Source organism: Paenibacillus aceris (genome assembly GCF_017874035.1).
Classification (GTDB): Bacteria; Bacillota; Bacilli; order Paenibacillales; family NBRC-103111; genus Paenibacillus_E; species Paenibacillus_E aceris.
Genome location: NZ_JAGGKV010000004.1, coordinates 462,407 through 484,330, shown reverse-complemented (window position 1 = coordinate 484,330; position 21,924 = coordinate 462,407). Strand labels below are relative to the sequence as shown.

Sequence of the window (21,924 nt, the reverse complement as noted above, 5' to 3'; positions counted from 1 at the left end):
AAAAAAGTCTGAGAAATCAGGCTTTTTATTTTTTAAACTGTCAAGCATATAAATGCAACAAACTTTGTTGATAAAGTGCAGGTTTAGTTGATAGCGTCAGTATTATTCATTTTGGATAACCGCTAGAATTAGATTAGATACAGCAAGAAGGAATAATGAGGTGAGCATGATGGCAAAACGATTTCTACAGCAATGGGATTTGCAAATTATGGTGATTCCGGCCATTCTCCTGATCTTCATCTTCTCCTATATTCCGATGTGGGGGGTGCTGACGGCCTTTCAGGACTACAGTCCGGCAAAAGGATTTCTAGGGAGCAGTTGGGTTGGCTTTAAACATTTCCGGATGTTTTTCAATGCTCCTGAATTTTGGCTAATTATGCGCAATACGGTCGTGATCAGTTTGCTTAAGCTTCTTGTGGCGTTTCCCGCGCCAATTGTTCTCGCTTTAATGTTGAACGAGATCAAAAATGGAGTTTTTAAGCGCGTCGTCCAGACGATCAGTTATTTGCCGCATTTTATATCCTGGGTTATCGTCTCGGGGTTCGTCATCTCGATGCTATCCGTCGATAACGGAAGCCTGAACATGGTGCTGCAAAATTTCGACTTGATCAAGGAACCGGTCAACTGGCTGTCGATTCCCGAATATTTCTGGACGATCTTGATTGCCTCCGGCGTATGGAAAGATATCGGGTTCGGCGCGATCGTCTATTTAGCGGCTATCGCAGGGGTCGATCCCCACTTGTACGAGGCGGCCTCGATCGACGGCGCTGGACGTTTAAGAAAGTTATTTTCGATTACGATTCCGTCGATCGCCCCGGTTATTATCATTTTCTTGATTTTGCAGGTGAGCCAAATTTTAAATGCGGGATTTGAAGAGATTTTACTGCTGACGAACCAGGGAACGAACGTTGTCTTGAGACCTGTATCGGAAATCATCGATACGTATGTATATCGCGTAGGTATTGAAAATTACCGTTATTCGTATGCGACGGCCGCCGGATTATTCAAGGGCGTCATCAGTGTCGGACTGCTCGTTATCGCCAACTGGGTAGCCAGAAGGCTGGGCAGGACGAGTTTATGGTAAGCGCGTTCAGAAAGGAGGAGACAGCTTGAAGCGCTCAACGGAAGACTATGTAGTTGATATTGTGATTTATTCTTGTTTAATTATTCTTGCTTTCTTAACCTTATATCCGTTCTGGAATTCCCTTGTTATTTCGTTTAACGACGGCAATGACACTGCGTTGGGAGGCATCACCTTCTGGCCGCGGGAATTTACGTTGGAAAATTACCGGTACGTTTTCAAGGATAACCGAATGATTCATGCCTTTTGGGTCACCGTCGCGAGAACGGTTGTAGGCACATTTCTATCCATCTTTTTTACTTCCATGTTCGCGTATGCGATGTCCAAACGGGATTTGATCGGCAAAAAGTTTTACATGATCGTTTGCGTAATCACGATGTATTTTGGCGGAGGACTCATTCCGACCTATTTGTTGATCAAAGATCTGCATTTGATGAATACGTTTTGGGTGCTTGTCATACCCGGTATAATCAGCGTCTGGAATATGATTATATTCCGCACGTTTTTCCAGGGGATTCCCGATGGGCTTGAAGAATCGGCTAAGATAGACGGCTGTAACTATCTCGGGATCTTTTTCCGGATCATTCTTCCGGTATCCGGGCCTGTCATCGCCACCTTATCGCTGTTCACGGCTGTAGGCCATTGGAACGCCTGGTTTGACGCTTCGATTTATATTACGAATCAGAAGCTGCTTCCCATTCAGGTGCTTCTGAACCAAACGCTCCGCTCGATTCTTTCCGTCGAGTCTTCCACGCAAGTAAGTGCAACGAAGCAGGAGTTTTTACTCGGCATGCAGAGCGTTACGCACAAATCGATAGTGATGTCCACCACGATGGTGGCGACGATCCCGATTATGCTCGTCTATCCGTTTGTGCAAAAGTACTTCGTCAAAGGTGTGCTTGTCGGTTCGCTGAAAGAATAATGCTTGTTGTTGGATGCCGGCGACGGCTTTAACATAAACTGTGATTACGAAAGGGGATAGTATCACCATGAGAAACAAAACGTGGTTCGCCGGTTCATTAGCCGCTGTGCTAATGGTTGGCACGCTGCTTACAGGATGCGGCACCTCCAAATCGTCAGATGGGAAAGAAGCCGCATCGACCGCTGCGGCAACGAAGGAAGATAAGCTGCTTTCCTTTAGCTTTTACAACTTCGATGATGACTGGCAGCCGGCTCCTTGGGGAGAAACGGTCACAACCAAATGGATTCAGGAAAACAAAAAAGTATCGATTAACTACGTGCCTACGAACGGCAATGCCAAGCAAAAGTTTAACGCCATGTATGCCAGCGGCGATTTGCCGGACGTAATATCGCTCGGTGCGGGCCCCGAGCTGGACCGCCTGATCAGCGAAGGCCAAGTGGTTCCGCTTGATCAATATCTCGACAAATATTCGAATCTGAAAAAGTCGGCCGGCGATAAAATCATCAACATCAATCGCTCGAGCGACGGCAAGCTGTATCTCATTCCGGATTGGTACGTGGGCGGCGATCATTTGAATGGCAACGGCGGTTATGCCGTCAACCGGAAAATGTATAAAGAACTCGGTTCTCCGAAGCTGGAAACATTAGCCGATTTGGAAAGCTACTTGCGCACGGTCAAAGAGAAATACCCGAACGTCATACCGCTTGAAGTCGGCAATCCTAGTGCGATCAAAATGATGTATTCGGCATTCAAAGAAAACAATCCGCCTTACTTTGTAAACAATATGTTCTATCCGGAAGGAAATACAATAAAGCCGATTACGGAAGATCCGGCCTTCAAAGATTTCATGCTCTTCACGAGCAAGTTGTTCCGCGACAAGTTAATGACGCAGGACGTCTTTACCCAAAAGACCGATCAAATGATCGAAAAGCTCAGCCAAGGCAAAGTGGCTGTCGCAATCGAACCGAATCTTGCCAGCAGGGCCCGCGTTCCGGACTCTAAGCTCAAAGCACAGGATCCTGAGAGCGGTTACGAATTTATTTGGCCGGTGCATAAGGATGGGCTCGATAAAAACAAAATTTTTATTAACTCTACGGGAAGAGAAGGCGGCGGCAAAATCGTCATCACGAAGAAAGCGAAAGATCCGGAACGCATATTCGCTTTCCTCGATTGGGCGACCAGCGATGAAGGGCAATCCGTTCTTTGGTTCGGCCCTCCGGGATTCCTATGGGACAAAACAGATGAGAACGGTATTCCGATTCCGAACGACAAATATAAAACAATGGACAAAGCAGAGCTTGACAAACTGCACATTTCCGATAATATGATGGCTGGTAACGCTACATGGGTTGATTTGTCCAAAGTAGCCAGAGACAAACTGCTCCCTGAGTCCCAAAGGGATTTCACAACGACACAGCAGGTCAACATTACCTGGAAAACGGCCATGGATACTACCACCTTTGCCAATACGAAGCCGCAGGGCGACTCTGAAGAAGGCATTGCCTTGCAGGCCGTGAAAGATATTTTCGATCAGGGATTCTCTAAAATGATTTACGCGAAGAGCGACGACGAAGTCCTATCGGTTTTGGCAAAAACGAACGACGATATGAAAAAAGCCGGGTTTCCAAAGGCTATCGACTTTATTCAGAAGCAATGGCAGGATAACCTGAAGAAAATTGGCGGCAAATAAATTATTTGTTCGACGCACCATCAGGAGGGTATACTTTAAAAGTATACTCTCCATATTCAATTTATAGGGATGATAATCATGTACAACGTGCTGCTGGTAGACGATGAACAATTGGACCTGGAAGTGCTGCAGCGGTTTATACCTTGGGAGAAGCTGGATATGACGATCGTCGGAGTGGCGAACAGCGGATTTGCCGCGATGAATGTGCTGCAGGAACACAAGGTGGACGTCCTGATCACCGACATCAAGATGCCGATCATGACCGGACTTGAGCTTGCGGAACAGGCTAGAAGCTTATCTCCAGAGTTGAAAATTATTTTTATAAGCGGACACGATGAGTTCCAATTTGCCCAAAAGGCAATAAAGATGAATGCCAGCTCGTATATTCTGAAGCCGGTAGACGATCTGGAACTGCTCAATACGCTGCAGCTGGTCAAAGAACAATTGAACTACGAACGTGAACGGCAAAAGAAAGAATCGCAAATCGAGGAATCCATCCCGCTGCTGCAAAACGAAATGCTGCTTCAGTGGCTGAAGGGAGCCATCGATTTTCAAAAGCTTGACTATCTTTACGACGGGCGCCGTATGCGCCTGCAGACCGGGCAAGGCTGCGTCGGAATCATAGAAATCGACGATCGAGCGTGGAAGCTGAAGCAGTTTTCCGACGATCAGAAATCGTACGCAATCGAACATGTTCTTCGCTTGGTCGCCGATTTTATTCACATGCATCAGCTTGGGTTTTATTGCAATACGGATGATGACAAAATTGTGCTAGTCTTATCCGGTGCTGATATCGATCCGGTAACATCAATGCAGTCTCTGGTCGATCATGTGCGAACGCATTCGAGCCAGACCATTACGGTCGGACTGGGCTCGCCGGTATCGGACATCCAGGACATGCCGCGCTCTTACCGGCAGGCCGGGGATGCGCTCGCCACTAAAATGTTTATTGGTAAATGCCGGGTCATTACGTTGGCGAATACGGAGGTGGAGATTGTTAAATCGACCTCCGACCTTGAACAAATCATGGAAGCGATGCTCGCGGCTACCGCCAATTATGAGCTTGTCCGTATTTACGATTGCTTGGAGCAGCTGTTCAATCTGGTCCACAGCTTGAAGGATAAGCTCACCGTCTATAACTTTGCTTTGTACGTGATTTCTAAGATCGATTTTTTCCTGCGGTCGCTGAATGCTAATTTATACGATTTGTTAAGCATAGAGCTGAATAGCTTGAATGCGCTTTATGAATTTGAAACGATCGACGATATCAAAGCCTGGCTGCGCCGGCGGCTGTTCGAAGTTTCCGAGCATCTGCATTTGAAAAAGAAAAATCCGAATCGGAAGCTGATCATCGAAATCGAGCAATACGTCGCGGAGCATCTTGAGAATTCGCTGCAGCTGAGAGATGTCGCGAAGCAATTCGGTTTCTCACCTAATTACCTTGGTTACGTGTTTAAAGAGGCAACGAATGAATCATTTGGCGATTTCGTGACAAGGAAACGGATGGAGAGTGCGAAAGAGCTTTTGCACGATCCGAAAATAAAAATATACGAAGCTGCAAACCGGGTTGGTTACCAGAATCTTACCTTATTTAGCCGGCATTTCAAGATGACCTTTGGTCTTGCCCCTGTAGACTACCGTAAACAAAGTTAGGTGTAAAAGGATGAAACGGTTTCCCAATATTACGGTTTCGTTTGGATATAAACTGATGATTTCTTATTTCCTGCTGGTGATGATTCCTGTCGTCTTGATCGGTTATTATGCGTATACGACTTCCGTCCAGTACGTAAAAAAGCAGACGATTCAAAACGTAACCGGAACGTTGAAGCAGGTTCGTGACAACATCCAGGAGAAGATGAAAGTGGTGGAACGTGTCGACCAGCAAGTCTACCTGGATCAATCGCTCCAGCAGGTATTAATTAAAAGGGTGGAACCTTACGACAGCTATCAGATAACCTCCAACAATGTAGTTCCGCGATTGGAGGCCGCTTTAAATTTGACATCGAACCATATCGCATTGGATTTGTTTTTGCATAACGATACGCTCCCTGAGATTTTTTTGGGTAACACTGAACAAGACCCGTTGTCGAAAGGAAAGAAATACGAGCTGTTTCATTTTGAGCGATTCGAAGGCCTCGATTGGATCCGCATGTTCAGTGCTTTGAAGACGGATTCATTGTGGGAACAAGTGGATACGGACGCCAAATTCGGCAACGTTTCGCTCCTTAGAAAAATGATGGATTTTCATACAGTCTCCCCAATAGGCTTCATGCGCATTACGGTCAAAATGGATGATCTGTTTGAAAACTTGAACTACGGCAACAGCAATACGGGTGTCCCGAGCTACTTGGCCGTAACGGATGAACGGAATACCCCTATTTATCAAAGTATTCAGAATCCTTTGCCCCATGACTGGACCACGAAGCCCGAGCGTTATTTGCAAATTCGAGAGCCGCTTGAGGGATTGAATTGGGAGGTTATGGCACTTGTCCCGCTCCATGAGCTGGAGAAAGGGGCCAATAAGGTTAGAAACGTTACATTGCTTGTATGTTTGCTCAGCCTTACGATTTTTTTGGCGCTTGGCGCGCTTATATCCACCTACTTCACCAAGCATATCCGAAAAATCGTCCAGTCGCTTCAATCATTTCAAGAAGGCAATTTTTCCAAACGCATCCGTTTTACCGGCACGGACGAGTTTGCCCGGATCGCGGGCGCGTTCAATGAGATGGCTGAAAATATCGAGGGACTGATTCAAGAGGTATACGTCAGCAACATTCGGAAAAAAGAAGCGGAGCTTGAGGCGCTGCAGGCCCAGATAAAACCGCATTTTCTTTACAACACATTATCATCGATCAGCAGGCTGGGCCGTTTGGGTGAAGCGGAAAAACTGCACAGGATGGTGAGCGGACTGGCGACTTTTTATCGGCTAACCTTGAATCAAGGCAGATCGATCATCCCGATTCGCGAGGAAATCCGTCAGGTTCAATCTTATATTGATATTCAAAAAATTAAGCATGTCGACCGGCTGGATGTCAGCTATGATATTCATTTTTCCGTTTTGGAGTACGACACGGTGAAGTTGATCTTGCAGCCATTCGTTGAGAATGCGCTCGAGCATGCCATGTTCGAGGATCGTTTGCATATCCGTATTGTTGCATATTTGGAGAATGGAAATATTGTGTTCAAAGTGATCGATAATGGAATCGGGATGAGCCCGGAAACCGTTCGTAAAGTATTTGCTGACAAAGACCAAAGCATCGGCTACGGAATTCGGAACGTCAACGAGCGGATCAAGCTGCAATTCGGAGAATCGTTCGGCGTCACGCTTCACAGCGGTTTGGGGATCGGTACGACAGTTCGTATCGTCATACCGGTATACAAAGAGGAATATCGTCAGCCAAATAACGGGCAGAATGACGGAATGACATAACAAAAAAATTGTGCTTGTAAATCATAATTATAGATTGTTTTGAGATTGACAAGGAGCCATTTTTTCAATTATTATTATTCCTTTGTGTGATAATAATTGAGAGGTGGTATTGTCAAAAATGTATGGAATAATCAATTATGAAGTGTTTCTGCTTACGGGGATTTTATTAAATCTAATTCCAGGTGCAGATACAATGTACATTGTAGGAAGAAGCATTTCACAAGGAAGAAAAGCTGGTGTGTATTCTGTTTTCGGAATCATAAGCGGTTCTTTAATACATACTTTATTAGTTGCTTTCGGTTTATCGATTATACTTACAAAATCAATCATGGTATTCAATATCATTAAAATAGTTGGGGTCATTTATCTAGTCTATCTAGGAATTAGAATGCTACTTGATAAAACAAATGCAAGTTTGAGTGCATCTGAATCAAATCAACAAAATATCAGGAAAATATATATACAAGGAATGTTGACAAGTCTTACGAATCCCAAAGTCTCTATGTTTTTTATTGCCTTTTTACCACAATTTATTGATGCAAAGGCGAATGGTCCAATCCCATTCCTTATTTTAGGTTTTACATTTTCGTTAACTGGGTTGTTATGGTGCCTGTTTATTGCCTACTTTTCAGCATATGTTACAAGTAAAATGAAAGGTAACCAAAGGTTGGGTATCTATTTAAATAAAATAACAGGGATAATATTTATCGGATTAGGATTAAAGCTACTTCGTACAAAGGCTCCGCATTGAATGTGCCTTGAGAGTAGTTCGCTACGCTAACGCGGAACGATAGTTTAAAAAAAGTGTGAAATTCCATAATTAATTAGAATTGTTCCATAATTCGTTAGACGAATTGTTTAATAAATGATTAGTAAATGGCATTTATGCTATAAAGTGAATATTATATCAAGGTCAGTCGATGTTATGTCGTCTGACCTTGTTTTTTTATAGAAATTAGTTGAAGTTAAAGACCTATGCTTAAATCAAAGACTATCAAGGATATACATACCACTCACCCCTGTAAGCAGATCATCGCTTTTAAGTTTGTTCGTTTATTGGCAGCATTTTGCATTGCACTGGTCGAAATCGTACAAGCAGGAAGTCAAATATGGAGTAGTGATTCTGTGGCCCAGTCACTATAATAAATAAATGATTCTAGTTAAAAATGAGAAGCCAGCAGACTGCTGGCTTTTTATTTCGTACATTCAGTCAATAATGATTAGAGAAGAAAATAAAAAGGGGGAGCAATCATGACAGGCCGATTTTTTCGAATTCCTTTCAATTCCATTCGTTTCAAGCTGATTGTCGGCGTGGTGCTGATCACAGTGCCGTTAAGCTTGCTGCTCATTTATACCAATTACTATGCGATCGGCGTTGTTCGGAGCCAAGTGGCCGATTCCAACAAAAAAATGATGTCTTTGTATATGGGACAAATCGATGAACAATTACGGTTCGCGGAATCGTATTTAATGGGCTTGACTATCGCCGAAGCCGACTTTACCGGCATTGAGAACAAAGTTTCGGAGAGTGAACGCATCTTCGCATTAAGCAGACTATCGAACCGAATTACCGAAAATATGTTGAATTTCAAATCGGTGGACGGCTTTTTTATTTATTCGGTTCCCAATCAATATTACTTGAATGCATTTCGGGAAGTTACGAATTATGCTGAACGAGAATCGGTCAGAAACTTTATTGAGGATGAAACCGGAAAGGCAACGCCTAATTTACCGATCAATCGTTGGTATGTGCAGGAAATCGGAGAAAAATATTACTTGCTACGTACGATCAAAGTGAGCGATACGTATGTCGGTACATGGATTTTATTTGACAATTTAATGATGCCGCTAAATCTTATCGGACTCGGTGAAAATGGGGAGGCCTTATTTACAACGAATAACGGCGTGCCTTTGGTGAATGCGGAAATTGTCAGAGATAACCGGCTCGATGTCAATAAAAATCTTCAACACTATTATTTAAGTGGGGACGCTCATCGTTATTTGGTTGTCGGTGAAAAGTCGGCTGTAGGGAATTTCAATCTGATTGCGCTCATACCGGATGAACAAATATTAAGAAATCTTCCGATCCTCCGAAATATTGTCAATTGCATTCTCATTGGAGTTCTCATCCTATTACCTGTCTGTTTGCTGCTTCTCCGAAAAACAGTGCTCCTTCCGATCAATCGCCTGATATTAGCGATGAAACGAATTAAGGACGGTAATTTGGACATGCGGATTCAATCGTTTAGGACATCTGATGAGTTTCAACTCGTTTATGAAACCTTTAATAACATGATGTCACAAATTCAAGAATTACGGATCCATGTTTATGAAGAGCAGATGAACAAGCAAAAGGCGGAGCTCCAGCATTTGCAGCTGCAAATCAATCCGCACTTTTATTTAAATTCGCTTAATATTATGCACACGCTTGCGCGTGCCAAAAATTATGCGTTGATTGAAGAGATGGCGCAATGTTTGGTCGGCTATTTCCGCTATATGTTCCGAAGCAATTTGACCTTTGTCTCTGTGCAAGAAGAATTACAGCACGTTCGAAATTATTTGCGCATTCAGGAGCTGCGATTCCCGAATCATTTACAGTGTACGATTCATGTTCCTGACTATTTGCTGCGTACCCCGATCCCGCCGCTTGTCGTTCAAACGTTTGTGGAAAATGCGATCAAGCATGCGGTAACGATGGATGAACCGGTTCTTTTGACGATCGATATGGAACTTGATGATGCGGCCGTGGCCCCTACGCTCAAAATAACCATTCAAGATACAGGACCGGGTTTTCCGGAGGACGTGCTGGAAGGATTTCGCAGCGGAACACAGATGACGAGTACGCAAGGCGAACATATCGGAATTTGGAATGTTCAACAAAGGCTGTTGCTGTTGTACCAGAGCCGTGCTGAAATCTCATTTGCCAATAGTGCTTCTGGAGGTGCAGTCATTGTCATTACGCTGCCATTACAACCGGATATGGAAAAAGGAGAGCGATTATAATGCAAATGCTCATTGTAGATGATGAAATTCTGTTCGTGGAAGGACTCAAATCCGATTTGCACTCGGAGACGTTTGGGGTTTCAACCGTCCATACGGCTTATAATATTAGGCAAGCGAAGGAGATTTTTGAGGCGCATCCCATCGATATCATGCTATGTGACATTGAAATGCCGCAAGGCAGCGGCCTAGAACTCTTGACATGGGTCCGGGAGCGTTATCCGAAAACGGAATCGATTTTCTTAACGTGTCATGCCGATTTCAAATTTGCGCAGCAAGCCATTCAGCTTGGCTGCTTTGATTATTTATTGAAGCCGGTGGCTCTTTCTCAGCTGGAAGAGGTAATTGTGAAAGCAGGGGCAAAGATCAATAAAGAGAGTGAACTTCAGCAATATAGCCGTTACGGCCAATTTTGGGTCCAGCACCAGCCGCTCCTGATTGAGCGATTTTGGCTTGATATTTTGCATGAAACCATTCCGTCCAATTTGGAAGCTATTCGAGCGTCTGCCGCGGATCGTAATATCCCTTTTTCAGAGGAAATGAGGTTTTTGCCTGTTCTGATCAGCGTGCAGCGCTTTTATAAAGAGATGAGTTTACGCGATGAGAAGATTATGGAGTATGCCATTCAAAATAGCGCCGAAGAAATGATCGTTGAACAGAAAGAGAAGGGACAAGTGCTGCTGCTGGGCAGCCAAAAGCTGCTTGGGATCGTGTCCTGGGATCAAGAAGCGGAACCAGAGATGGAGCGATTGAAACAAAAGTGCGAAGCCTTTATCTCGTCCTGCAGACAATTTTTCTATTGCGATATTTCCTGCTACATCGGGAATCGAGCGTTCGTACACGAATTGCCATCGATGGTTCATGCGCTGTCTCATCTCGAGAAAAACAATGTTGCTTATAATAATACAGTGTTCATGCTATCAGGAAAAAAACAATCCTCTAAGCCCGTTACATTGCCGGATTTGCCTGTGTGGTCGGTCATGTTGAAAGAAGGTTCAATGACGAAGGTGTTGTCGGAGGTTGAACAATATTTGGAGAGCACGATGCATACAGGGGAACTAGATGCGAGGGCATTGCATCAGTTTCATCACGATTTTCTGCAAATGCTGTATCACGTCATCATGCTGAAAGGCATTCAGGCACGCGAGCTGTTAAGTGATGCCGTATCGATGGAGCTTGCCCCGCGTGCTACGCGTTCTGTAACGGATACGATTGCATGGATCAAGCACATCATGGAGAGATCTCTTCAATACGTGAATACGGTTGAACAAACGCAATCCGTCGCGGAGCGTGTCAGAAATCATATTGCGCTTCACTTGAATGAACAAGAGCTGTCACGCGAGGAAATTGCTAATCATGTCTATTTGAATCCGGATTATTTGGATCGCATCTTCAAGAAAGAAACCGGAATGTCGGTTACTGAATATTTGGTTCAGGAGCGTATGGGGATGGCTAAGGAGCTGTTGTCTAAAAGCGGTATGTCGGTCAGCAGCATCGCCGCGCATGTCGGGTACTCGAATCTTGCGCATTTTTCCAAACGATTCAAAAGCGTGACTGGTATGAACCCGAACGATTATCGACAGCAGCATGGTCGGAATGGTACAAGCGGAAAGTCGAAAACGGAGTAGTGACGGTTCTGTCGGGTACTTATAATGAAAATGTGTCGGATAGAACAAATAAAAGGAGATAACCATGAAGAAAAGATTGGGTTTCTTAAGTTCAATTGTTGCATTGACGGTTATGGTTTCAGCTTGCGGTTCCGAAAATGGTGCAGAAAGCTCCAAGAAGCAGGACGAAAAGAAGACCGAAGCGCCAGTTGAGCTCACGGTAGCATTTCCTGTTAAAGGCGCAATTCCAAAAGACATGCAGTTGGTAAATGACGAGATTAACAGAATTTCCAAAGAGAAAATCAACGCCACCGTTAAGTTTCTGCCCATCAGTTACAGTGCTTATGTGAATCAAGTCAATTTGATGATGACTAGCGCCGAGAAGCTCGATTTAATGGTGGAGTGGGGACCGTATTACTCCAGCTATGTCGCAAAAGGACAAATGCTTGCGCTTGATGATCTGCTTAGCAAGTACGGCAAAGATGTTTCACAATCGTTAGGGCCTGTATTTCTAAATGCTCCGAAAGTGAAAGGTAAACTTTACGGCGTACCGACCATTCGTGATTTAGCGATGGATTACGGCTTTAGTATGAGAAAAGACTTGGTAACCAAATACAACATTGATTTGAGTAATGTGAAAAAATTGGACGATCTTGAAAGTGTACTAAAGACAATCAAAGAAAACGAGCCAAGCATGGCTCCTATGACGAATAAGACTTCCTTATACGGAACGTTTAGCACTAGAGATTCTTTGGGCGACGATTTAGGCGTGCTTCTGAATAATGGACAAGGCGAGCTGAAAGTCGTGAACTGGTACGAGACTCCTGAATACGCCAACGTGGTGAAGCTCATGAGAAAATGGAATCAGGCGGGATATGCGATTAAAGATGTCGTGACAAACAAAGAAAGTGAAAATACCATTATTAAAGCAGGCAAAGCAGCAGGAAATCTTACACACATGAAACCGGGTTTTGCTGAACAACAAACAAAAATAATCGGAACTGAAATGATCGCGATCAAACTTGCGCCAGCAGTTGTGAATACAAGTACGGTAAATGGCGTGATGTGGGGAATTCCCCAAGGTTCAAAAAATCCGGATAAAGCTATGCAGTTCCTTAATCTCATGTACGCTGACAAAGATATTGTCAACTTATTCAATTGGGGTATTGAAGGCAAGCATTATGTTAAAAAGCAGGATGGTTTTGTAGGCTACCCTGCAGGAGTGAATGAGAATAATACAGGTTACGATTTGAACCAAGGGTTTATGTTCGGTAATTCATTCCTTGCCGATGTATGGGAAGGTAATGACAAGAATATATGGCAAGAAATGAAGAAGTTCAACGAGAGTGCTACCCGGTCGAAGGCGCTTGGGTTTACGTATGACAACACTTCGGTGAAGACGGAAGTTGCCGCGGTTACCAACGTCGTGAATCAGTACCGATTGGGGCTGGAGGACGGAGCCTTCGATCCGGATAAAGAACTGCCTAAGTTCATTTCGGAGTTGAAAGCTGCCGGAATCGACAAAATTATTGCCGAAAAGCAAAAACAGTTGGATGCATGGGCTAAAGAAAATAACGTGAAATAAGTGGCATATCGGATTCAGGAGGGGAATATGGAAACGACATACAAGCAAAGAGTAGAGGAACTAGAGCAAAGAACCAACTTGCGTAATTTCGGTGGATATCGCACGTCAGATGGAAGGACAATCAAGCCTAATCTATTGTTCCGTTCTGCAGAGTTAGCGGTGATGAATGAAGAGGATATTGCTTATTTGCAAGAAAACGGTTTGCGGTATATTTGTGATTTTCGTTCGGAAGGTGAACAAAAGGCAAAGCCGAACCCAGTCGTCGATGGTGCGGAAAACATCCCTATTTCCGTATTTGGTGGCGTTGTCAATGCTCAGGAAATGATTACCTGGATTAAGAACATGGACATAGCCGAGCTTAATAGAGATTTGCTTGGAAATGCCTATGTACAGTTTGTCACTGATCCAATTGCTCAAGCTGCTTATCGTCGATTTTTTGATCTGGTGCTGCAGGCAGAAGGCAGTCCGCTGCTCTGGCACTGTGCAGCAGGGAAAGACCGAACGGGATTTGCTGGAGCCATCTTGCTTCTTGCACTAGAAGTGCCGATGGAAACCGTTATGGAGGATTTCCTAAGAAGCAATAACAACCGGAAAGAAGCGATTGAGCACCTGCTTAGCTCGATTCAAGAGAAGCTAGGAGATGACAACAAGCTTGCAAAGGTTAGAGAAATGATGGCAGTAAAACAAGAATACTTGACTACGGCACTGCATGCAATCATAGAGAATTATGGGACCATGGAAACTTATATGGAAGAAGTGCTCGGATTGACATTCGAGGCGCGAGAAAAACTGAAAAGCATTTATTTAGAGTAAAGGTAAAACTCCAAATAGTCATAAGAGGGACGATGTATGGTTGATTTGAAAGCTAAACCTTTTCACCTAGAAGATGAGGGGATTGCGTGGGTTAGTCGTACGACTGAATTTCAGAATGCTGTGAAAGTATAATAAGAGCTGCAGATGCGGAACTGTGTTAAAAATAGAACTATACAAATCGGGGGAGTAAATGTGATTAATTTAAGAGAAAATCCTTTCTATCTGACAGATCAAGATATTGAATGGGTAAATAAAACCTTATCCTCTATGACTACTGAAGAAAAAGTCGGTCAACTGTTCTGTCTGCACGTTATGCATAAGGATGAAAAGATACTGAAAGAAATATTAGAGAAATTTAAGCCTGGTGGGTTTATGTTTAGGCCAGACAAAGGAAAGACAATTCAAGAGGTTCATCGTTTTTTACAAGAGCAATCCTCTATTCCTCTACTTCTTGCAGCAAACCTAGAAAGCGGAGGAAAAGGCATTGCATTGGACGGGACAGCCGTTGCTAATCCTATGCAGGCAGCAGCAACAGGAAACACAGAAATAGCACACAAGTTAGGGGAGATTGCATCTAAAGAAGGAGGAGCGGTAGGCTGTAACTGGTCTTTTGCACCTGTAGTAGATATTGATATGAACTTTCGAAATCCCATTACCAACATTCGTACCTTTGGATCAGATATTTCCGCCGTTACAAAAATGGGAAAAGCGTATGTACAAGCCTTGCAAGAAAAAGGACTAGCGGCAACCGCCAAACATTTTCCGGGAGACGGTGTGGATGAAAGAGATCAGCATCTAGTGACTGCTGTTAATTCTCTCTCTGTTGAGGAGTGGGATCGTACCTTTGGTATTGTTTATAAGGAATTAATTGAGGCAGGTACAAAAACTATTATGGCCGGACATATTATGCTCCCTCATTATTCCAGAAAGCTTCGTCCTGATATTAAGGAAGAAGAAATTATGCCGGCTACTCTTTCTAAAGAATTGTTACAGAATTTACTAAGAGAACAACTGCAATTTAATGGGGTCATCGTCACTGATTCTACAATGATGGCTGGGTTCTCAATGGCGAAAAATCGAGAAGAGGCAATTCCTTTAACAATCGCAGCGGGCTGTGATGTGCTGCTCTTTAACCGAGATGTACAAGAAGACTTTGAATTTATGATGAAGGGCCTTGAAAACGGACTGCTGACTATGGAAAGAGTAGAGGAAGCAGCCACGAGGGTGTTGGCCTTAAAAGCATCTCTTGGTCTTCATAAAAAAGAACCCGCTGCGTTAATTCCGAGACAAGAGGAGCTCGAGGTACTCGGCTGTCAAGAACATAAGCAGTGGGCATCCATTGCGGCAGATGAATCCATTACCCTAGTAAAAGATACAAAACAATTACTGCCTATATCTGCTGATCTATATCGGAGAGTTTTGTTAATTCCTGTAGAGGACATAAATTCTCAGTTAAAAGGAGAGGGCTTCTACACAGAATCCTACACTGAGAGATTTGCAGATAAGCTGCAAACAAATGGGTTTGAGGTGGTTCTCTTTGAACCAAAAAAATTTGGAGCGTCATTTACGGAGCCTTCGTACACAATAAAAGAACAATTTGACCTTGTTATTTATTTGGCGAACATTCCTTCTGCTAACTTAAAGCCGACTTTAAGGCTGCAGTGGTCGCCATTGTTTGCGGGCGACATACCATGGTTCATTCAGGAAGTGCCTACTATCTTCATTTCTTTGGCTAATCCGTATCATTTATTCGATATTCCGAGAGTCCCTGTCATGATCAACTGCTATCATGCAAACGAAAATACTATTGATTATCTCTATAAGAAGTTAACGGGGGAATCCGAATTTAAAGGAAAGAGTCCGGTAGATCCGTTTTGTGGATGTTGGGATACACGGTTTTAATTAGTGATGTGTTATTAGTAATGAAAGTTGCTTCACTTAGTTTGTGCCTTTCCGCTAAATGTATACGCTACTCCTAGAGATAAATGCTATTGCGTATTACATGATTTAGTTCCATTGCTACACAGACCCCAAATTTATCCGCCTGTGCAACTTGTGACAGGCGGTTTTTTCAGGTTCAGTTGTATAGACAGGCTTGTCCGACCAGACTCTTCGGTAGTGCTCGAGAGCGCTGCTGCTTGAGCCACACCGAATAAGCCTCCAGGATCGGAAGGCTGATTATTGCAAAAGGGTACAAAATGAACAGCGTTCATATTAAAGAGCTGAACGGCAGGTCGGAATCGTACAAACGGGAAGTCGAAAACGGAGTAGTGAGTGACTCGCCTAGTTCCTATAATGAATGTGTAAGCAAACAATAGATGCCATGAAGTGGAGGAAGTGAGTATTATGACACAGGCAATAACGAATAAATCCTCAACGAGTAAAAGGCTTAGCAGGTGGAAAAATTATTTTCCGCTTTACCTTTTGATGATCCCAGGCGTGCTTTACTTGTTCATTAACAATTATGTACCGATGTTCGGTGCTATCATCGCATTTAAAGATATCAATTATCAGGCAGGTATTCTCGGCAGCGATTGGATCGGCTTTAAAAATTTTGAATACTTATTCAAGACGAAAGATGCCTTAATCATTACACGCAATACGATTCTGTACAATTCGCTTTTTATCGTTGTACACACAGTAATAGCTATATTTGTGGCAATTTTGCTGAATGAAGTGAAGAAGAAATTTTTATCCCGTTTTTATCAAAGTGTCATTCTGCTTCCATATCTGATTTCTATGGTCATTGTCAGCTATCTCGTCTATTCCATGTTAAGTGTCGAATCAGGCTTGATGAACAAGGCCATTCTTCCGCTGTTCGGAATTGACAGCATTTCTTGGTATTCAGAAGCGAAGTACTGGCCGTACATTTTGACACTGGTGCATGTTTGGAAAGGTGTCGGATTCCTATGCGTCGTTTATTTAGCATCCATCATCAGCATCGACACGGAGTATTACGAGGCAGCGACACTGGATGGCGCTTCAAGATGGTATCAGATTCGCTCCATTACCATTCCTTTGATCATGCCTGTCATTATTATGATGACCATGATGGCGATCGGACGCATTTTTTATTCGGATTTCGGCCTTTTTTATCAAGTGCCAATGGACTCGGGCGCGTTGTCCAAAACGACAAATGTTATTGACACTTACGTGTATAGAGGTCTGATGAACCTCGGGGATATCGGGATGTCATCGGCAGCCGGTGTTTACCAATCGCTTGTCGGATTCGTGTTGGTTATCGTAGCTAACTACGCGGTGCGCAAATTCAGCAAAGACAATGCATTATTTTAGAGGGGGAAAAGATTCATGGCACAAGATAGTAAAGCGCTGCAGTGGACTACTCACATCGTTCTGATCGCATTATCCGCTGCAAGCCTTCTGCCTTTTTTACTGCTTATCATGTCCTCCATTTCAAGTGAGACAAGCATTCTTCAACATGGATACTCTCTTTTTCCGCAAGAATTTAGTTCCAAAGCGTATGTGTATTTACTGGATCACTGGCAAGAGTTGAGCCGAGCGTATGGGATTACCGTGTTCATTACGGTAGTGGGTACCACTGCCTCCTTGGCTATCACGACGATGTTGGCGTATCCGATTTCCCGCCAAGATCTGCCGTGGAAGAAATTTTGGGCATTCTTCGTTTTCTTTACACTTTTATTTAATGGGGGCCTTGTCCCTACGTACTTGATTTATACGCAGGTTTTACATGTGAAAAATACGATTTGGGCGCTGCTGATTCCTGGACTGCTCATGAACGGATTTAACGTCTTGCTAGTCCGTACCTTCTTCATGACGTCGATTCCACCAGCGCTTATCGAAGCGGCCAAAATCGACGGGGCGGGTGAGATTAAAACGTTCTACAAAATCGTTCTCCCGCTGTCGGTTCCGATCATGGCGACCATCGGTCTTTTCGAGGCCATCTTGTATTGGAATGACTGGTTTAATGGATTGACATACGTGACCAACCCGAAGCTGTTTAGCATTCAAAATATTTTGAATCGGCTCATTCAAGATGTCCAATTTTTGAACAGCAACTCTGACATGGCTTCGGGCGCTGGCGCAAAGGTCGCAGAGCTTCCGAGCACTTCGGTACGAATGGCGATTGCGGTCGTCGGCGTACTTCCGATTCTGGTGGCCTATCCGTTCTTCCAGAAGTACTTCATCAAAGGGATTACAATTGGTTCTGTGAAATAGTGGGTATGAAGGGAGGAGGAAGCTATGAGAGCAGTCATGAAGGATGCAGGACAAAAACCTAACTTCTTGTGGATTACATTGGAGGATATGAGCCCGAGTGTGGGCTGCTACGGAGATCCTAATTCTATATAAAAGTATGAAACAGTGTTTAACTTTGGATAAGTTAAACACTGTTTTTTTGCATTTGTTGGATGTACAAGTTCAAGTCAACACAAGAATAAACTCAATAGGTCGCTATACATTTTTTTGCATAAAACATGCATATTTCTATATTGGGATATTCTCATCAATTAACGGGGAACGATAGCTTAATACTTAACTTCAGTTGGACAAGACGATCGCCTGAACTTAATAACACTGTTTTAGTTGACATATCAACTACTTTGCTATATTCTTTCATGGGATGTGATTACAAAATGGATTTACTCGATAATATTGCTGTCTTAATTCATGATGCCAAATTAGATATAGCTATGCACATGACTAAAAGTTTAGCTCCGTATGATATTACGCCTGAACAAGCTTTTATTATTGTTTTGCTCAATGAACGGGATGGGTTGTCTCAAGGTGAGATTGCTTACGCTTTAAGAAAAGATAAATCAAGCATCACTCGGATGATAGTGAGCCTTGAAACTAAAGGTATAATGCACAGAATTACTAATAGTTATGATCGTCGTTACTTTAAAGTATCATTAACAGATAAAGGTAAGAGCTTAGCTACAAATGTAATACCTTGTATTTCAGGAACTATTGATGTACTTGAAACAGGTTTTTCACTTGAAGAAATGAATGAATTACGCAGGCTTCTAATTAAGATGCGAGATAATATGAAAAATGATTTGCGTACACCCAATAGTTGATATATCAACTATTGGAAAAGGAGGAGTATCATGTTTGAGCATATCAATCAAAATTATGAAGGAATAGACTTTTGTAATCAAGATTTGAGGTATGGCGAGCTAATAAGTTGCACTTTTCATCGTTGCACATTTGCTAACGGATCGTTAGAGGAGATTACAACGAGGAACAGTCGTTTCGTTGAATGTAATTTTCGGGGTGCCTCGCTAAATAGCTCCGTTCATAAAGAATCTGCGTTTGAGAATTGTAACTTTGCCGAAGCCAATCTATTTGTTTCGAAGTTTGAAAACTGCAAAATGACGGGTTCAGATTTTTCCAGTGCCAATATGGATGGAATCACCATATTCCAAGGGGATTGGTCTTATACAAATTTGAGAAATGCAAGACTGGTTAAGCAAGATTTGCGTGGAATTAAATTTTATGAATCTGACTTAACCGAAGCAAATTTAGAAAAAGCTGACTTAAGAAATTGTGATCTTACGAGAACAATGCTAGCTAGAGCGAAATTACAGGGAGCCGATGTAAGGGGAGCTAAAATGGATGGTGTGGATTTCAAAACCCTCACACTCAAGGGGTTACGAATGGATACAGAGCAAGCAGTGTTGTTTACACTTTCGCATGGTGCAAAAATGAATTAAATGACTATCGGTCTCATCCTTCGTTGAACTAACGAGGAACGATAGTTATTGTAGATGAAAGCTCTTCAATGTCAAAATGGTATGGAAAAATAAGCAATACTAAGGTTAAAGATTTATCCGATGTTGGAATACACTGAAATTAGAGATGAGGTTTTGCTACTATTAATTGAGCTTGATAATTACAAGCTAGTCTTTTTGGAAGAGGAAGAAGAGGAAATAGATGTTGAGCGAAAGAATAATGATTTCAAAAAATTAATTAGTGATCTGAAAAGCACAATTTCTAAAGTATAGACTTAGAGAATCAAATTCAGGATTCATAAAATTTCCAATCGCAATATACTGTCCGTCCAAAGCTATAAATTGTTCAAGAAATAGCGGAATATCTATTACATAAGAATTGCAAGGGTTGAACTATGATTAATTCGGCTGAAGAATTTGTAAGGTTAAGGCTTAGTGATAACATTGAGGAATACCTGAAGGCTGCATGGGATGAAGCACCTTTAGATGTTTGGTTAGAAGTCATTGGAACGTATCCTGAAATGCGTGAATGGGTAGCACATAATAAATCAATTCCTGTTGAGATTATGGAAATTCTAGCAGACGATGCAGATGAAAGGATTAGATTTAATGTTGCTACAAAAAATCGACTACCTGAAAACTTACAATTAAAACTGGCAAAAGATTTAGATAGCTCGGTTAGACAACGAATTGTCTATAACAAAAAAGTGACTCTACGAGTATTAAAGATGTTATTAAAAGATGAGGATGAAGGTATAAGTGTAAAGGCTAAGAACAGGATTGATGAAGGACGATACAGGTAAGCGTTTCGCTAACGCAGAACGATAGTTCAATCACGACATGACGGCAGCCGGCACACGATCGGCTGCCATTTGTCCGTTGAAGTAAACGGGAGTAGTGCGAAGATAGTTGTCCAGTTCAGCCTGATCCGTCTTGGCGAGTTGTTGGAAGGAATAGCGCGGAGCGAAATGGGTATCGAAGGGGGAATAGACCTAGTACGGAACCATCCATTTGACCATATATTGATATTGCCAGCCAAACTCAAAACTCATTCATCACCCTCAGTTAAACAACGAGGAAAAACGGTCTGTATTCGCATCTATTTCGCGATAAGACCGTTTTTGTGATGTTGGTTTAAATTGCAAAAGTCATTAAGATAATAACCAAAAGAATAAAAAGAACCAAAACAGCTGCTGCGTTGTTAACACCATATCCTGCACAACTTGCACCACTCATGTTTACTCATTCCTCTCAAGTGAATTTGTAACTACGGAATAATCATACGCTGGGTACATAGTTATTGATTGGGCATAAGTCAGGTGTCTGATGAAAATAATGTGATAAACTCGAAAAATAAAGTTCTAGACTGGCAGCGGCGGCGTTAAACTAAACGGGCAGTAGAACGGTTAGATAAAACTATTGTAAATCCTCAAAATACTTCCCGCACTTCAACGCGTCTACGAATTGCTGGAGCCATGCATAATATTTTTGTCCGTGCCGGAGCTTAAGCAAATCTTGCAAGGACAGCTTTCTTTCCTCATCAGAGACATGCTCATCGAGAATGAGCTCTCTCAGCTCAGGCAGCGCTTTGTTAATCGCTTCTGCCATCACATCAATTTCATGCTGCAGCTTACTGGTGAAGAAGTTCTGAAAAGCAAGAAAGAAATCAGTCTCCGCCACATATAGCTCTTTTCGGGCCTGCTTCTCCTCGAGCTTCTTGACCATCTGCGATTCTAACAGTGATCGGAGCGCATAGCTCATATTGCTCGATTTTCATTTCATCGAGTGTCATGGGACGATTTTCAAAGAACATAATGCCGTAAAGCTGCCCCGATGAATGCGTAGCCCCGTATAAATCCATGGTTTGGGCCATGGCTTCAAATATACTTTTTCTTATTTCAATCAGTTTCTCTGAGCTTTGATCCCGAGTCACGTATCTGTTCAAATCCTATTACCACATAGTATAGCAGTCTGTTCAATTTTTCTTGTACTATTTTAAACTTATTATAGCAAAAAGATCGATCGCCTTTCGAGTACGAAATCAGGGAGATTTACAAAACCTTTAAATGAACTTAACAGACAATT

General features: G+C 42.7%; 17 protein-coding genes and 1 pseudogene. 16 read left to right on the top strand and 2 right to left on the bottom strand.

What is annotated here, in order from left to right:
* Positions 1 to 169: 169 nt before the first annotated feature.
* From J2Z65_RS10990 to J2Z65_RS10915, 16 genes are all read left to right on the top strand, one after another.
* Positions 170 to 1,084, top strand: a complete 915-nt coding sequence (locus tag J2Z65_RS10990) for an ABC transporter permease (protein ID WP_167065661.1) — start codon at positions 170 to 172, stop codon at positions 1,082 to 1,084.
* Positions 1,085 to 1,109: 25 nt separating this feature from the next.
* Positions 1,110 to 2,003 carry a carbohydrate ABC transporter permease gene (locus J2Z65_RS10985; protein ID WP_167065537.1) on the top strand — a complete coding sequence of 298 codons (894 nt, stop codon included), beginning with the start codon at positions 1,110 to 1,112 and terminating at the stop codon, positions 2,001 to 2,003.
* 67 nt (positions 2,004 to 2,070) lie between these two features.
* The gene (locus J2Z65_RS10980; RefSeq protein ID WP_167065534.1) at positions 2,071 to 3,693 is read left to right on the top strand and encodes an extracellular solute-binding protein; all 1,623 of its coding nucleotides are present in this window, start codon (positions 2,071 to 2,073) and stop codon (positions 3,691 to 3,693) included.
* A 78-nt stretch (positions 3,694 to 3,771) separates the two neighbouring features.
* Complete coding sequence (locus tag J2Z65_RS10975) at positions 3,772 to 5,346, top strand: response regulator (RefSeq protein WP_167065531.1); 1,575 nt, start codon at positions 3,772 to 3,774, stop codon at positions 5,344 to 5,346.
* A gap of 10 nt (positions 5,347 to 5,356) precedes the next feature.
* Positions 5,357 to 7,123, top strand: coding sequence for a sensor histidine kinase (locus J2Z65_RS10970; protein WP_167065528.1), 1,767 nt, complete (start codon positions 5,357 to 5,359; stop codon positions 7,121 to 7,123).
* Positions 7,124 to 7,241: 118 nt separating this feature from the next.
* Positions 7,242 to 7,874 carry a LysE family translocator gene (locus J2Z65_RS10965; protein WP_167065525.1) on the top strand — a complete coding sequence of 211 codons (633 nt, stop codon included), beginning with the start codon at positions 7,242 to 7,244 and terminating at the stop codon, positions 7,872 to 7,874.
* 500 nt (positions 7,875 to 8,374) lie between these two features.
* On the top strand, positions 8,375 to 10,126 hold the full coding sequence (locus J2Z65_RS10960) for a sensor histidine kinase (protein WP_167065522.1): 1,752 nt from the start codon (positions 8,375 to 8,377) through the stop codon (positions 10,124 to 10,126).
* Positions 10,126 to 11,751, top strand: a complete 1,626-nt coding sequence (locus J2Z65_RS10955; RefSeq protein ID WP_193581090.1) for a response regulator transcription factor — start codon at positions 10,126 to 10,128, stop codon at positions 11,749 to 11,751. Before J2Z65_RS10960 ends, J2Z65_RS10955 begins: the two co-directional genes overlap by 1 nt.
* A 64-nt stretch (positions 11,752 to 11,815) precedes the next feature.
* Positions 11,816 to 13,315 carry an ABC transporter substrate-binding protein gene (locus J2Z65_RS10950; protein ID WP_167065519.1) on the top strand — a complete coding sequence of 500 codons (1,500 nt, stop codon included), beginning with the start codon at positions 11,816 to 11,818 and terminating at the stop codon, positions 13,313 to 13,315.
* A gap of 27 nt (positions 13,316 to 13,342) precedes the next feature.
* Complete coding sequence (locus tag J2Z65_RS10945) at positions 13,343 to 14,128, top strand: tyrosine-protein phosphatase (RefSeq protein WP_167065516.1); 786 nt, start codon at positions 13,343 to 13,345, stop codon at positions 14,126 to 14,128.
* 192 nt (positions 14,129 to 14,320) lie between these two features.
* On the top strand, positions 14,321 to 16,030 hold the full coding sequence (locus tag J2Z65_RS10940; protein WP_167065514.1) for a glycoside hydrolase family 3 N-terminal domain-containing protein: 1,710 nt from the start codon (positions 14,321 to 14,323) through the stop codon (positions 16,028 to 16,030).
* Positions 16,031 to 16,474: 444 nt separating this feature from the next.
* Positions 16,475 to 17,422: an ABC transporter permease gene (locus J2Z65_RS10935; protein ID WP_167065512.1), complete on the top strand. Its 948-nt coding sequence runs from the start codon at positions 16,475 to 16,477 to the stop codon at positions 17,420 to 17,422.
* A gap of 15 nt (positions 17,423 to 17,437) precedes the next feature.
* On the top strand, positions 17,438 to 18,325 hold the full coding sequence (locus J2Z65_RS10930) for a carbohydrate ABC transporter permease (protein ID WP_209855845.1): 888 nt from the start codon (positions 17,438 to 17,440) through the stop codon (positions 18,323 to 18,325).
* A gap of 416 nt (positions 18,326 to 18,741) precedes the next feature.
* The gene (locus J2Z65_RS10925) at positions 18,742 to 19,185 is read left to right on the top strand and encodes a MarR family winged helix-turn-helix transcriptional regulator (protein WP_167065510.1); all 444 of its coding nucleotides are present in this window, start codon (positions 18,742 to 18,744) and stop codon (positions 19,183 to 19,185) included.
* A 30-nt stretch (positions 19,186 to 19,215) separates the two neighbouring features.
* Positions 19,216 to 19,821 (top strand): pentapeptide repeat-containing protein, encoded by a 606-nt coding sequence (locus J2Z65_RS10920; RefSeq protein WP_167065508.1) that lies wholly within the window; start codon positions 19,216 to 19,218, stop codon positions 19,819 to 19,821.
* A gap of 413 nt (positions 19,822 to 20,234) precedes the next feature.
* Positions 20,235 to 20,642 (top strand): hypothetical protein, encoded by a 408-nt coding sequence (locus J2Z65_RS10915; protein ID WP_193581088.1) that lies wholly within the window; start codon positions 20,235 to 20,237, stop codon positions 20,640 to 20,642.
* Between the two features lie 331 nt (positions 20,643 to 20,973).
* On the opposite strand, the gene J2Z65_RS10910 is transcribed toward J2Z65_RS10915, so the two are convergent.
* The gene (locus J2Z65_RS10910; protein ID WP_127455727.1) at positions 20,974 to 21,075 is read right to left on the bottom strand and encodes a sporulation protein YjcZ; all 102 of its coding nucleotides are present in this window, start codon (positions 21,073 to 21,075) and stop codon (positions 20,974 to 20,976) included.
* 180 nt (positions 21,076 to 21,255) lie between these two features.
* A pseudogene (locus J2Z65_RS10905) lies at positions 21,256 to 21,772 on the bottom strand (GbsR/MarR family transcriptional regulator).
* Positions 21,773 to 21,924: the final 152 nt, after the last annotated feature.